Source organism: Arthrobacter sp. R4 (genome assembly GCF_051365025.1).
Lineage (GTDB): Bacteria > Actinomycetota > Actinomycetes > Actinomycetales > Micrococcaceae > Arthrobacter.
In genome coordinates, this window is the sequence record NZ_JBLWIJ010000041.1 from 1 (window position 1) to 12,641 (window position 12,641).

Annotated in this window: 12 protein-coding genes and 1 pseudogene; 6 read left to right on the forward strand and 7 right to left on the reverse strand. The window is 59.8% G+C overall.

Features of this window, described 5'->3' with window-relative positions; translation table 11 throughout:
• A partial coding sequence (locus ACLKOZ_RS20775) for a helix-turn-helix domain-containing protein (RefSeq protein ID WP_436477964.1) occupies window positions 1-225 on the reverse strand: 225 nt, incomplete at its 3' end.
• A 381-nt stretch (window positions 226-606) separates the two neighbouring features.
• Between ACLKOZ_RS20775 and ACLKOZ_RS20780 the strand changes: the two genes are divergently transcribed.
• The 5 genes from ACLKOZ_RS20780 (at window position 607) to ACLKOZ_RS20800 (ending at window position 5,250) form a co-directional block, all read left to right on the forward strand.
• A complete protein-coding gene (locus ACLKOZ_RS20780) occupies window positions 607-1,926 on the forward strand; it encodes a DUF2254 domain-containing protein (protein WP_436477965.1) in 1,320 nt (439 codons plus the stop codon).
• Window positions 1,927-2,642: 716 nt separating this feature from the next.
• A complete protein-coding gene (locus ACLKOZ_RS20785) occupies window positions 2,643-3,050 on the forward strand; it encodes a four-helix bundle copper-binding protein (protein WP_436477967.1) in 408 nt (135 codons plus the stop codon).
• 411 nt (window positions 3,051-3,461) lie between these two features.
• Window positions 3,462-3,767, forward strand: coding sequence for a DUF3040 domain-containing protein (locus tag ACLKOZ_RS20790; protein WP_436477969.1), 306 nt, complete (start codon window positions 3,462-3,464; stop codon window positions 3,765-3,767).
• 15 nt (window positions 3,768-3,782) lie between these two features.
• On the forward strand, window positions 3,783-4,202 hold the full coding sequence (locus ACLKOZ_RS20795; RefSeq protein ID WP_436477971.1) for a LapA family protein: 420 nt from the start codon (window positions 3,783-3,785) through the stop codon (window positions 4,200-4,202).
• A 109-nt stretch (window positions 4,203-4,311) separates the two neighbouring features.
• On the forward strand, window positions 4,312-5,250 hold the full coding sequence (locus ACLKOZ_RS20800) for an ANTAR domain-containing protein (RefSeq protein ID WP_436477973.1): 939 nt from the start codon (window positions 4,312-4,314) through the stop codon (window positions 5,248-5,250).
• Window positions 5,251-5,907: 657 nt separating this feature from the next.
• On the opposite strand, the gene ACLKOZ_RS20805 is transcribed toward ACLKOZ_RS20800, so the two are convergent.
• Window positions 5,908-6,948, reverse strand: a complete 1,041-nt coding sequence (locus ACLKOZ_RS20805; RefSeq protein WP_436477975.1) for a LacI family DNA-binding transcriptional regulator — start codon at window positions 6,946-6,948, stop codon at window positions 5,908-5,910.
• 580 nt (window positions 6,949-7,528) lie between these two features.
• Between ACLKOZ_RS20805 and ACLKOZ_RS20810 the strand changes: the two genes are divergently transcribed.
• The gene (locus tag ACLKOZ_RS20810; RefSeq protein WP_436477977.1) at window positions 7,529-7,651 is read left to right on the forward strand and encodes a hypothetical protein; all 123 of its coding nucleotides are present in this window, start codon (window positions 7,529-7,531) and stop codon (window positions 7,649-7,651) included.
• A 202-nt stretch (window positions 7,652-7,853) separates the two neighbouring features.
• Here ACLKOZ_RS20810 and ACLKOZ_RS20815 read toward each other — a convergent pair.
• From ACLKOZ_RS20815 to ACLKOZ_RS20835, 5 genes and pseudogenes are all read right to left on the reverse strand, one after another.
• A pseudogene (locus ACLKOZ_RS20815) lies at window positions 7,854-8,036 on the reverse strand (family 43 glycosylhydrolase); the annotation flags it as partial.
• Between the two features lie 45 nt (window positions 8,037-8,081).
• Entirely contained in the window at window positions 8,082-9,116 is a 1,035-nt protein-coding gene (locus ACLKOZ_RS20820) for a hydroxyacid dehydrogenase (protein WP_436477979.1), read from the reverse strand.
• On the reverse strand, window positions 9,117-10,142 hold the full coding sequence (locus tag ACLKOZ_RS20825; protein WP_436477981.1) for a carbohydrate ABC transporter permease: 1,026 nt from the start codon (window positions 10,140-10,142) through the stop codon (window positions 9,117-9,119). It abuts the gene before it with no gap.
• 4 nt (window positions 10,143-10,146) lie between these two features.
• On the reverse strand, window positions 10,147-11,097 hold the full coding sequence (locus ACLKOZ_RS20830; RefSeq protein ID WP_436477983.1) for a carbohydrate ABC transporter permease: 951 nt from the start codon (window positions 11,095-11,097) through the stop codon (window positions 10,147-10,149).
• Window positions 11,098-11,168: 71 nt separating this feature from the next.
• Window positions 11,169-12,518, reverse strand: a complete 1,350-nt coding sequence (locus ACLKOZ_RS20835; protein ID WP_436477985.1) for an ABC transporter substrate-binding protein — start codon at window positions 12,516-12,518, stop codon at window positions 11,169-11,171.
• Window positions 12,519-12,641 lie beyond the last annotated feature (123 nt).

Below are 12,641 nucleotides of genomic sequence, written 5' to 3' on the forward strand. Positions count from 1 at the left end.
AACGAGTTGCTGCGGGGTCCGGTTCACCACCTGGTGCGGGCGCGAGGACCTGTCGGTCATGCCCGACTCGCCCATCGCGGCATAGCGTTCAGCCCAGCGTCTGGCCGTAACCCAGGAGCAATTGAACTGCTCGGCAGCCCGGGACACCGGCCATCCCTGGTCAACGACGAGACGCGCGAGGCGTAACCGTTGGCGCGGAGTCAAAGCGGCATTAGCGTGGGACATGAGGACCTCCTGGTCGCCTCAGCGGTTGTCTAAGCAACTCCACTGTGCAACCGGAGGTCCTCACCCATGAGTCAACGACTCCAGCGAGTCATCACATTCACCCAACCAACGTCCCTGGGCAGTACACCTAGGACACTGAGCCGATGGTCAGGATACGGAGAATCTCCGGCCAGGAATCAAACCACATACGCTTCATGCTCCTTCGATAGAGAAATCGGCAATATCAAGGACAGGGACACCGTCACTGACAGTACGCTTAGTATTTCCCCTTCGGTTAGGTGCACCAATGGGCAGTAGGACGGCGGCCGCAGCGCACCGGGCCGGGTCAGGAAAGCAGGAGCTCATGATTGAAGCACTCTCGCTCCAGACGGAGTGCTGGTGATGAACGGCCGAGCGGCGCACGTGCTTGACTCGCTGCGGACCCAGTTATGGCCGCTTCCTGCCTTGGCGGTGGCACTGGCCGTGGTGCTGGGAGTGGCGCTGCCTGCCTTGGATTCAGCTGTTGACGGCGAGCTCCCGGAAAACGTCGGAGTTTTTCTTTTCAGTGGAGGTCCGGAAGCTGCCCGCTCCATCCTGCAGGCCATCTCGGGATCCCTCATCACGGTCACGTCCCTGACCTTCTCGCTTACGGTGGTCACGCTGCAGCTGGCCAGCAGTCAGTTTTCGCCTCGGCTTTTACGGACCTTCACTTCTGACCGGTTCGTCCACGGAACACTTGCCCTCTTTCTGGCGGCCTTCGCCTTTGCGCTTACGGTCCTCCGGAGCGTCCGCGACGAGAGCAATGGTAACGCCGCCTTCGTACCGGAAATCTCGGTCACTGCCGCGTTTGCGCTGGCCATCGCCAGCGTGGTCGGCCTGGTGCTCTTCCTGGCGCATTTGGCACGGGAGATCCGGGTGGAAACCATGATGCGCCGGGTCAATCTGGAAGCGCAGGAAACCATCGACCGGGTCTTTGCCGAAGACCGGCCAGCGGCTGGACCGGGTCCCGTCCCTGCCAGTGGCGTTCCCATCAATTCCTACTCCTCAGGATTTTTGACCTCCGTTGATAAAGACGCGCTCCTCCACGCTGTCAAGAAATACGGGGCGGTGGTGCGGTTGGACGTGCCACCGGGCAGTTCCCTGGTGGTGGGAGTTCCCTTCGCCACTGCCTGGGCCGTGGAAAGGGGAGTAATACTTGGAGCGGAAACCCGAGAGAAGTTGACCCATGAGGTGAATGCGGCACTGGCAACAGGTTTTGAACGCACCAACGTCCAGGACGTGGGGTTCGGTTTCCGGCAGCTGGTGGATGTTGCCGTACGTGCCCTTTCGCCAGGCATTAACGACCCCACCACCGCAGTTCACGTCATTGGCCACCTCTCAGACCTCCTGTGCCGGCTGGCGGAAAGGAATCCCGGGCCGGAGCATCTCACTGACGATGACGGGCGCATCAGGGTGGTGTTGTCCCTCCCCACGCTGCGGGACTTGCTTGACATGGCCATGGATCAGCCCAGGAAATACGGAGCCCGTGACCCTGCCGTTGCGGACCGTCTCCTTGGGCTCCTTCACGAGGTGGCCTGGTGCGACCCTAGGGGCGAGTACCGTGAGGAGACCCTGGACCATCTGGAGCAGATGCGTCTCGCTATCCTCGCTGCGGATTATTCCGCCCCGGAGCTGCGACGCTTACTGAAAAAGGCAGATTCGCAAGGACTCGCGCAGGCATGAACGGCCACGAATGAAAGGGGCAGTGGATCACGGGACGACGCGACTCAGCGGTGCTCACTGGATCCTTCAGCCATAGGGCCACTCAAGTTGAAGCCTAAAAGTGATACATGCGTGACCATCCGATGAGCGCCCGTAGCTAAGCTGTTTATATGGCACATACCGGGATTCGGAGATGGCCGCGCTGAACTGGTCCTCACCACGAATGCTTCGCTGCCCAGTTTCGCTGCGGAGCTTATTCGTGTGGCTTCTTCTGACCCTTCTCCTCACGGGAGCCGCTTCCTATACCTCCGGCAGCCGGTACGCCATCGTTCCCGGATGCGGCCCGGTTCAGACAGCGGACGACCTGGGTCCCCAGGAATTGCCGCCGCCAGCGGAACTAGCAGCCAATCCCGCCGCGGATCCTTCAGTATCGACCTCGCAGTCAACGGGCGCCACACACCACGCCGCGCCATCATCTGGGACTGAAGAAGTCGAAAGGGACTGCTGCCAACGGCGCCATGCGCCCCGCGGCGAACCAGTCCCGATGAGGACCGGCGCCTTGGACCCGCCATCCGTGAATTACCAGCAGCCCGGCGACGCGCTGCTCAACGGCGCAGAGCCTCCGGAGCCTGGCCTGCCCGCGCTTACCGTGGTCGAGCTTTCCATCAGCAGGACGTAGAACGGTCCGCCGTTCAACCTCATCAACCCCTGCTGTTTACCCCTGGAAAGAGATTGTAATGACACACGTAAACTCCATGCTGGACGTCTACCCCAAGGACTTGGGAAGCATCAACAGGACCAAGCTCGCCGAATGCATCCAGGCATGTTTTGACTGCGCGCAAACCTGCACCGCCTGCGCCGACGCCTGCCTGAGTGAGGACATGGTTGCCGAGCTCACACAATGCATCCGCACCAACCTTGACTGCGTAGACATCTGCGCGGCCGCGGGCAAGATCCTCTCCCGCCATACCGGCGACAAGGCTGAGCTCACCCGTTCAGTGCTCGAAACGTGCCGCAGCGCCTGCAGGGCCTGTGCCGAGGAATGCGCGCAGCACGCCTCGATGCACCGCCACTGCGAGATGTGCGCCGAAGCCTGCCGGCACTGTGAGCACGCCTGCGCCGAACTCCTTGCCTCGCTGGGCTAAGGCAAGGGAGCGGCAAAATGACCCAGCGACAGAACCCGCAAGCAGCCCGTCGGTCCTGGCAACAGGAACAGCTGGGAAGTGCCCTACCGGGCAGGCCATCAGAGGATCCGGAACTGCGCCGGATGCTGAGCTCACACATCCACTGCGGTGAGGAAATGCAACTGATCATCGCTCATCCGGCCCCGCCGGACGATCGAACCTCAACAAAGAACGACGGCAGCCCGCTCACGTACCGGTGCGCATGTGGATTCAGCTTCGATCAACGACGCGCCTAATCCGCAGGAGCGACCTGCGGCGGGTTGTTGCCGGACACCGCGAATAGCCATGCAGGGGGCACCGCAACATCACTTGACTATCCAAGTGTCCAACGTTGATCCCACCGGCATGATCTTTTAAGTTAGCGAGGAGTCCATGGCACTGTCAGAGGAAGAACGCAAACGCCTTGAAATGCTCGAACAGGAGCTGGTTTCCACTGACCCGGACCTGGACAGGGCGCTGCAGAACGGTGCGTCCGGCGAGCACCCTCGGGAGTCCGCCACTATGGTCCGTGGAGTCCTTACGCTGGTAGGCGCATTCTCCCTCGTCATAGTAGGCATCGCAACAGAACTCATCATTGTCGGCGCGGTCGGCTTCCTGTTGATGATGGCCGGGGCCCACTGGTTCACCAAAGGCATCGGACTTCAAACAGGGCCAGAGGAGACACGCCATGAAACCTGAAAGGAAGGTGGCACCATGCAAACAAATCCGCTAACTCCTCGAACGTCCATCCCTCCACCGCCTGCACGGCAACCGGCGATCGGGTCACGTACGCCCTCCAACAGCCCCACTGGAGGGCCGCCGCACACCACCCGGGCTGCCCTTGTTTGGGCGGCCACCGTCGCTGTCCTTGTATTGCTGGGACTCCTGATTGCCTTCATCCTGCAAAACCAAGAACAGGTGCACGTGCAGTACTTCGGGCTCGTGGGCTCGGTGCCCCTTGGCATCGCCCTTTCCATCGCTGCGGTCATCGGCGGATTCCTCGTGGCAATCACCGGCACAATCCGTATCGCGCAACTGCGAACCGCCGCCACCCGCCTACATCATCGCTCCCCGACGAGGCCGCCTACAAAGACACGCCATCAATTGTTCAGACACGGACACCCCGCCAGATGATGGAAGCAGCGAAGTAGCGGGATCTGACTCACCTCTGGCCCCGCGCCTACCAAATCATAATTTCTACCCGCCGGCAGCTCAGGACCCCGATCTTGACCCGGCAGGGAGGATGGCCATCATGGCCGGACATTTCGAACTGTTCACCGATGATCAGTTCCACATACGTTTCCAACTCCTCGCGCCCGACGGCAGCGTCCTCGCCGTTTCAGGACCATTCGGCGACAAACGCGCTGCCGCAGACGCAATCAGCGAAGTCCGTGAATGCGCCGGTACTGGCCTGATCCATGACTACTGCAGAAAGACCACGACCATGACCGCGTCCATACCGGAACCGGATTTGGCTATGGAACTGGAGGACCTCATTCTGAACGACGGAAAACTCGAGGATTTCCTGGAAAGCCTCATTGCCGTCGCCGCAGACACGGTGAACTGCGATAGCCCCGACGCCGCGTGCTGCATAACAATCAGCCGCCCGAAAAAGCATCCAATAAAGGCATCGAGTGGACCCTTGGCCCGGTCACTGGACCAATTGGAGGACTACCTCAAACAAGGTCCAAACCTGACAGCCATGACCGAGCAACGCACGGTCCATTCCTCCGACTTGACCGGCGATGACCGCTGGCCCCGCCTTGCCAGATTCGCCACCGAAGCAAGTATCAGATCTTGCCTGAGCATCCCCCTGGAAGTGGAAGGCCCAAACCAGGCGGTCATGAGCCTAACCGCAGTCACATCAGATGCGTTCTCTCGTAACGACATCTATGCCGCTGAGGCATTCGCCGAGCAGGCCTCAAGGATGCTCCGCTCCGCCCTGGGAATCACCAAGCTTACGGAAACCGTACGCGACTTGTACGCAGCACTTGAACATAGAACGGTCATTGATTCGGCACTAGGAGTGGTGATGAGCCAAAACCGCTGCGACCACGACACCGCTTTCAAGATTCTCCTCCGCGCTGCCAGTACCAGACACCTGAAACTACGGGACCTGGCCGCCTCCGTCGTCGCATCCGTCTCCGGCGACACCAGCATCGTCGTTCATTTTGACCCATGACCCTTCAATCAAGGAAAAACCGCAGGCCGCAGCGCAAGCGCGGACCACACGGAGGGGGAACGTCGCGGCTTCCACCTCGGTCTCGGGCACACCGCCCGCCTTGTTAAGCGCAGGGATGATGGCACGGGCGACTACGTGCCCGTCCTTGTCCGGCTGTAGGTACCGCCCGAGGGTCAGCAGCAGGAAAGAAGTAGTGGGACTATTTGGAGTGGTGTCTTGAAAAGCTTTTCAAGACACCACTCCAAGAAGAATGAGTCAGTCCGGTGGACGGGGCGTGAATCGCAGCGATAGATGGCGCATTTTGGCAGCGACAAATGTCACCCCTTGTGCCATAGCCGATCCTCCAAGGTGCTTCCCGAGCAGCTTCGAACGTCGGCTCCTGATGTCATGCAGGTTTGAATCGCGAGGCTATGAACTCACGCATCCTGGCCACATCAACGTCGCCGCCTGTTTACTCTGTAAGCAATTGGCTAGCCGTGTCGGCCAGAGCACGTGAGCGCCTCGAGTCGAGAACGCGCCCCCGATCAGCGGCCAGTCTGCTTCGATGAAGCACAGTGCCGCGGTGACTGGAACATCCCCGACGAGGTCGTGCACAACGTCGCAGCGACCTCTTGCTGCAGAGGCTGGATCAGGGCCCGATGCCGCACGTGTTATGTGCTACCCGACTCTCCGTGCCGAACGTGATGAATGCATCGCGGTCGATTCACGCTGAAGCAACAAAGGTGCGGCTACTGAATCGCTTACGTCCTGCTCCCGATTGACGAGGCGGTGCAGCAGGCGGAATGCACGGGAACCCAGATCTTTGAAGTCAGGAGCCACAGTAGACAGGGCCGGCCTGGTGAATTCGCTGAAGGGCTGGTTGTCCCAGCCGATAATTGACACATCCTGGGGAACCCTGATGCCTTTCTCGGACAGGGCACGCAGCGCTGCAATGGCCAGGCCATCATTCGAGCAAAAGACTGCCGTGATATCCGGTGAAGTGGCGATCTTGAGTCCTTGCTCGTATCCGGACCGTAGTTCCCTGGAAGCTTCCAGGACGGGCGGAGGAGTGATTCCGGCCTCCATTTGAGCGTCGAACCAGCCTTGGTACCGTCCGGAGAACTGCGTGAGAGGGTACAGGCCGAGGTGGTGAACCATGGGGTGCCCAAGGCCTAGGAGATGCTCGGTGGCTTCCCGGCCCGCAGCATATTCGTCCAAGTACGCATATGGAAAACCAGGCTGGCCGGAAGAGAAACCCGAGGCTGCCACCACTGGAATGTTCTCCGGGAGCTGCTTCAGTACCTCGGCGGCTGAAGGATCAAAATCCAAAACAATAATGCCCGCGAGCTGTTGCTGCAGTGCCACCTCCATGGCCGCCCTAACATCTGATGGCTCGGCGGACTTGACCACGGAAACCACCACAGAGAACCCTTCGGCCTGGGCTACTTCCTCAATGCCTGCGACAGTGTTGGCGTACCCGTAAGTGGAGGTGCTTGCGGCGAAGATGGCGACCATGGTCCGCTGGCCGCTTTTGAGCGCCCGCGCCAAGGAACTGGGGCGGTAGTTCAGCTCCTCGATAGCGGCCTCGACGCGCTGGCGTTTCTCATCGCTGACGGGAATGTTGCCGGTGAGTACCCTCGAGACCGTGGGAACGGAGACTCCAGCCAACCGCGCTACATCAGCAATGACTGGTTGACGCGGAGTCGGTGATGTCCTCATGGTTGTCCTCAGCTACAGTTCGGTTCACGTCGCGGGCATCTTCCGTCCCCCCCCTTTTGACAGGGGAAGCGACAGCTCAATAGTAGCCTTCCGCAATCGGTTTCAGCGGGAAACCACCAACACGCAGGGCACTTGAAGGGGTTTCTCCATCGTGCTTCGAAGTCACTGGCGGCGGACCGAGTCCAGCGGGCAGTAGGTGAAGCCACGGAAGTCGGCAGTGAATTTGGGGTCCCATAGATCCTGGACCGCGACTCCCACAAAAGCTCCCGTGAAACGCAGTTGTCCCTGTGGTCATCACGGAGGTTGAGGCTGTTCAAGGTGGGACCATAAGCGCTTCTGGTCCGTCCCCGGAGGTAGAAGTAGTTGTCAGTGTTGTAGCAGAAAATCAGACGGCGCTTTGGCTGTAGTTCCTGGGGTTCGCCTCGATGAGCACGCTGGCGTCCAGGGATGTCGAAGTGAGCCTGCGGGCCACCAGAGATTGGTCACGGAGGCTGCCGTGCTGGTGCCACCGCGCAGCCTTGATCTTCTGTTCTTGCTAGGCGTTGCATACAGGTCTCCCTACCCAGGATGGAATGTTGGCGTGGTCCTTCTCCAATCAACGGCTGGCGAGGTGGGCCAGAAAGAGGGTTCCGTCCTGACTCACAACGATCTCCTCGTGGCCTTCAACGAGTTCCTCGCGCCGGTGGATGATTCGGGGCTCTGAGATGGTGGAGGCGCCTTCTGAATCCAGTTCCTGGAGGTTGATGCCGGCGAACTTCCCACGTCCGGTCGTGGTGACCCTGGCCGGCGGCGCCCATTGACCCGATACCTCGGGGGCCTGGTCACATATGTGTCCATGTCCTTATGGGGGCCACCAAATCCTGTGACGACCCTAAAGCCCAACCAGAACGTTCCGTTGGTCCAGCTCACGGAAGGAGCCCACACCCCGCCGGGTCCTGGATGCCCAGGAGCCCAAGTGCCTCCGCATGACCGTCAAAGGAACCTGCAGACTCCCAAGTGCGCAGGTCCCTTAACCGGTGGATAGGGACAGCAGGAAACCATTTGAACGAGCTGTTCGCCAAGTAGTACCAGTCACCCACCCTGATGAGGGAGGGATAGGGGGAAACCCGGCAGAACCGGGTTGATGAGGGTGGTCATGCTATCGGCTCCAGGTGCTCGCCGGCTTGGGCAGTCGCCAGATGCTCGGGGTGGGTAAAGGGCAAGCCTGCGGCGTACCGCTCCAGTTCGGCCACCACGTGGTCGCCCATCCTCTGCAGCTCGGTTCCCATTGAGCCGGCTATGTGTGGAGTCAGGACAACATTCGGCAGTTCGTAAAGAACGTGTTCGGCGGGAAGGACGTCCGGTACAGCCACATCGAGAATGGCGTGGATACGCCCGGAAATCAACTCTGTCTCGAGGGCATCCTGGTCCAGGATCTCACCCCGTGCAGTGTTGATAAGCGTTGCCCCGGCCCGCATTGCTGCCAACTCGGCGGCTCCAATCATCCCCGTTGTTTCCGGTGTCACAGGAACATGGATGGACACCACATCACTTGCAGCCATGAGCTCAATAAGGGAGACAAGTTTCACGCCTAGTTCGCTCGCTTCCTCCGGAGCGAGGTACGGATCGTAGAGCCATACCTCGAACTCGAAAGGCTGCAATAGTTTGGCCGTCATCCGGCCGATGCGTGATGCCCCGATCAGTCCGATGACCTTTCGGTAGTTCCCCGCGGTGGGAAACTCCTGCTCACGGTCGATGAATCTCCTCTGTTCCTGGTACAGCCTGGCCGCGCTGAAGGCCTGCTTGTTGGCAAGGAGAATCATGGCAACGGTATACTCCGCTACCGGCATGCCGTTGACTTCGCCGGCGTTGGAGGCCTTGATGTCCCGGCCGCGCGGAAGCGGTGGCATCTTGTCCGAGATGACCCCGCCAGCGTGGATGACAGCTTTCAAATGCGGCGCCATGCCAAGGGTTTCATGGGTGAGCGGCGGGCATCCCCATCCAGTGATGAGTACCTCTGTCTCTGCCAGGATCCGACGTGCGGTCGGTGACTCGAAGTCCTCAAAAACGTACCTCGCGTGTTCAGCCGTGGCGTGCCACTTGGCTTGGGCTTCCAGGGAGAAGAGTTGATCAAAGAGCCCGGACGGTGACATGACGGCCATCGTGCGCGGTTTCTTGCTGCTCGTCATTTACTTCACCGCGCCAAGTGTTACGCCTGACTTCCAGAAACGCTGCATGGCGACCATGAAGATCGCCAAAGGAACAATGGCGAGCAGCGATCCGAGAATGAGCATGCTGGTGCCGTCCACGGTTTCCCCCGCCAATGTCCGCTTTCCTGCCCAGTTGTACAGACCCAATGCCAGCGGCCAGTTCTCCTTGCCCGAGGTGCCCAGCATAGTCAAAGGCATGAAGAAGCTATTCCAGTTGCCCACGAAGGCAAGCAGAAAAATGGTGGCGGCGCCGGTGGTCATCAGCCTCATGACAACCTGGACGAAGATCCTGAACTCGCCTGCGCCATCTATTCGTGCCGCTTCCAGGAGTTCTGCCGGGATTGCTCCCTCAATGTAGACCTTGGCCAGATAGACGCTGAAGGGGCTGATGAACGAGGGAATAAGGACGGCCCATGGGGTCCCGACCAGCCCCCACGAGGAAAACTGAAGATAGAGCGGGATGGTCAGGAGGGCCGAGGGCAGCAGGAAGGATGCAACCACCGCACCGAAGACCACCTTTTTGCCGCGGAATTCGTACCGGGCCAGGCCATATCCTGCGGCGAGGGAAATCAACATCGCAACAAATGAGCCGACACCCGCGTACAGCACCGAGTTGAGCATCCAGCGGAAGTAGTAGCCGTCGTCGTAAACGAATATTTGCTGCAGATTTTCCCAGAGGTTGAAGTCCGCAAACCACAACGATTCGAGGCCCTTGGCGCCGTAGAGATCGGATTGACCTTTGGTGGATGCGACGATCAGCCACCAGATAGGGCCGGCGGAATAGATGACGGCCAGGCCCATGCCAACCAGGACCAGAAGCTGGGATGACCTGTTTTGCTTGGCGCCTACGGGCAACGCCGGGCGGGTGCCGCCCCGGCGGCGAATCCTTGACAGCGTCTCTTCGCGCTTTCCGGCGGGGATTTCCGGGCTGCGGACCACAGTGGTTGACAGGACCGCGTTGTCTTCCGGAGCCACATTTGTGGGAATTGAGTTTGTGGTGCTCATGACGTCAGGCTTCCGGCTTGTTGGTGAATTTGTAGTAAAGGAACGACGCCCCGGCAATGACGACGGCGAAGATCAGCGACAACGCGGCGGCGTAGTTGTAGTTGTTGGAATCAAAGGCTTGGTTGAAGATCATCAGCGTGGGGGTGTAGTCCTTGGTGACCACCTCCGGGACGAACGACCTGAAGAGCAAGGGTTCAGCGAAGATCTGAAGAAGTCCGATGATGGACAACATGCCGGTCAGCACCAAAGCGCTGCGGACAAAAGGAACCTTGATCGACAAAGCGATTCGCGCCTCGCCAGCGCCATCGAGCCGGGCAGCTTCGAAGAGTTCAGGGCTGATTGCCTGCAAGGACGCATAGATGATCAGCATGTTGAACCCAATGCTGTCCCAGGTGAGCAAGTTGCCAATGGACGGCCACATCATGGCATCAGAGAGGAAGTTCCAGTTGAGGGAGAAAAATTTGCCGAATTCCGTGAGCGGCCCAATTTCGGGGGAGTAGAGATAGATCCACACCAGGGTGCCCACCACGCCGGGAATCATATAGGGGATCAAAAGGCCGATGCGGAGACCGGCTACCACCCTTCCTTTGAGGTAGTCCAGACCGAGCGCGAGCATGAGGGACAAAGCGAGTTTGATGGGAACCTGAACGCACGCGAACACCGCAACGCGTCCCATGGACTCCCAAAACCTGGGATCGGTTGCGGCGGTAATGAAGTTGTCCAACCCCACAAAGACCGTCGTATTACCTGAGAGTCCCAGGCCGGACGACTTCACGCTGTAGAGGCTTTGGAACACTGCATATCCGAGGGGCAGGATGAACAGGACAACGAAACCTGCGGCGAAAGGCAACGTGAAGGCTGCACCCTTGGCGGCGAGAAGAGTCCGCCAGCCGAGTCGGTTGGATTTGGACGGTGCTTGTGTGGGACGCCCGGCCCGTTGAGTCAGAGAGGACATGCTACTTCCTTAGTGGCTGATTTCGAAGGGAAGGCGGGTGGCCTGCATTGCGGCCACCCGCCTGCGCCTGGCTATACGGAGCCGTCGGCAGCGTTGATTCCCTTCTTTTTCAGGTCGTTGATCGTCCATTCCTGCATGTGCTTGAGCAGGTCCGTGACCTTCTGTTGTTTGGTGATCACCCTGGCCCATCCGTCGGCCAGCTCGGTGTACATGGCGGTGTAGTTGGGCCCGTAGGTCCAGTCCGGGGCGATGTTCTTGGATGCTTCGACAGCCACCTTCACGGCCTCGGCGTGGTTGGCGCCGAAGAGCTTCTCGGGGAGCAGCGTGCTCACGTACGAGTCAGAGTCCGCAATGACGGGGAACGAGGAAGCACCCTTGATGGGGTCTGCGGCAATGGTTACTGATTCCTTCTCTGTAGCCAGCCAGACTGCTGCTTCGGCCGCCGCCTTTTTGGACTTGGACTGCTCGGTGACGAAGATTCCCCCAATGGGGCTGACGTTGGCATTGCCTCCCGTGCTGAATTCAGGTATCGGTGCTGCCGCCCAGTTGCCGAAGGATTCCTTGAAATTACTCACCATGCCATTGGTGGACCACGTCCAGATGTGCCGGGTGGCCGTGTTTCCCTTGTCATACATCTGCTGCACGGCGGCGTAATCGGCAAAGGTCTGGGTTGAGATGGCGCCCTCGTCGATCAACTTTTGCGTAACGTCAGCCGCCTCCATGGTTGCCCTATCCAGGAAGTTGATCTTCCAGGTGTCTCCATCGGCCTTGTACCACTGGGCGCCGGCCTGCCAGGCCCAGTTCACCAACGTGGAGGGATCCTCGCCGGCCATGTTGGTTATTTTGTGTCCTTGCCCTGCCAGCACCTTGCCCTGGTCCACGAATTCATCCATGGTCTTGGGTGCGCTGAGATTTGCTGCGTCATAGATCGGCTTCTGGTAGACGAAGAACTGGGGGGCCTGCTCCGTAGGGACGACGTAGTTGTGGTCATTGACCTGCGAAGCTTTATAGGCCGATTCGCGGAACTTGTCCTTGCTGGGTGAGAGCCAGGGAGTGACATCGGCTGCCACTTTCTCCGCCACCAACGGAACCATCCAGTCCTGGTTACCTTGTTGAAGATCAGGCGCGTTGCCTGCTGATGCGGCGTTGCGCAGGCCGTTTAGGGCGTCCGACCCGCCCTTGACTTCTGTGTATTTGATTTGGACGTTCTTATGGGCCGCGTTGAACAGCTTGACCTGGTCCGCTGTACCTTTCTTCCAGCCCCAGTAGTTGAGGGTAACGGGCTGCGAATCCGTTCCCTCCACCCCTGGATCAGCTGAGGGGCCGGCCGGGGTCGCGGCTGGTCCGCCTCCGCATGCTGCCAGCGAAGCCGCGAGGGAGACTGCCGCGGCTCCGGTAATAAAACGCTTCATTGCATTCATGATGCTCCTTGGAGAGATGGCTTCCTGGGCGCCCGGTGGGCGCTGTCCGACGGGATTGGCTGGAAGCTGATATCGATATCAGAGTAAGGGCCTTTGCAGCGCTTGGCAAGGGCGGCTTGTGGC

Bases quoted from the DNA above. Each gene is read 5' to 3' on its own strand.
- ACLKOZ_RS20780 (WP_436477965.1), top strand. From the start codon at position 607: ATGAACGGCCGAGCGGCGCACGTGCTTGACTCGCTGCGGACCCAGTTA.
- ACLKOZ_RS20785 (WP_436477967.1), top strand. From the start codon at position 2,643: ATGACACACGTAAACTCCATGCTGGACGTCTACCCCAAGGACTTGGGA.
- ACLKOZ_RS20790 (WP_436477969.1), top strand. From the start codon at position 3,462: ATGGCACTGTCAGAGGAAGAACGCAAACGCCTTGAAATGCTCGAACAG.
- ACLKOZ_RS20795 (WP_436477971.1), top strand. From the start codon at position 3,783: ATGCAAACAAATCCGCTAACTCCTCGAACGTCCATCCCTCCACCGCCT.
- ACLKOZ_RS20800 (WP_436477973.1), top strand. From the start codon at position 4,312: ATGGCCATCATGGCCGGACATTTCGAACTGTTCACCGATGATCAGTTC.
- ACLKOZ_RS20805 (WP_436477975.1), bottom strand. From the start codon at position 6,948: ATGAGGACATCACCGACTCCGCGTCAACCAGTCATTGCTGATGTAGCG.
- ACLKOZ_RS20820 (WP_436477979.1), bottom strand. From the start codon at position 9,116: ATGACGAGCAGCAAGAAACCGCGCACGATGGCCGTCATGTCACCGTCC.
- ACLKOZ_RS20825 (WP_436477981.1), bottom strand. From the start codon at position 10,142: ATGAGCACCACAAACTCAATTCCCACAAATGTGGCTCCGGAAGACAAC.
- ACLKOZ_RS20830 (WP_436477983.1), bottom strand. From the start codon at position 11,097: ATGTCCTCTCTGACTCAACGGGCCGGGCGTCCCACACAAGCACCGTCC.
- ACLKOZ_RS20835 (WP_436477985.1), bottom strand. From the start codon at position 12,518: ATGAATGCAATGAAGCGTTTTATTACCGGAGCCGCGGCAGTCTCCCTC.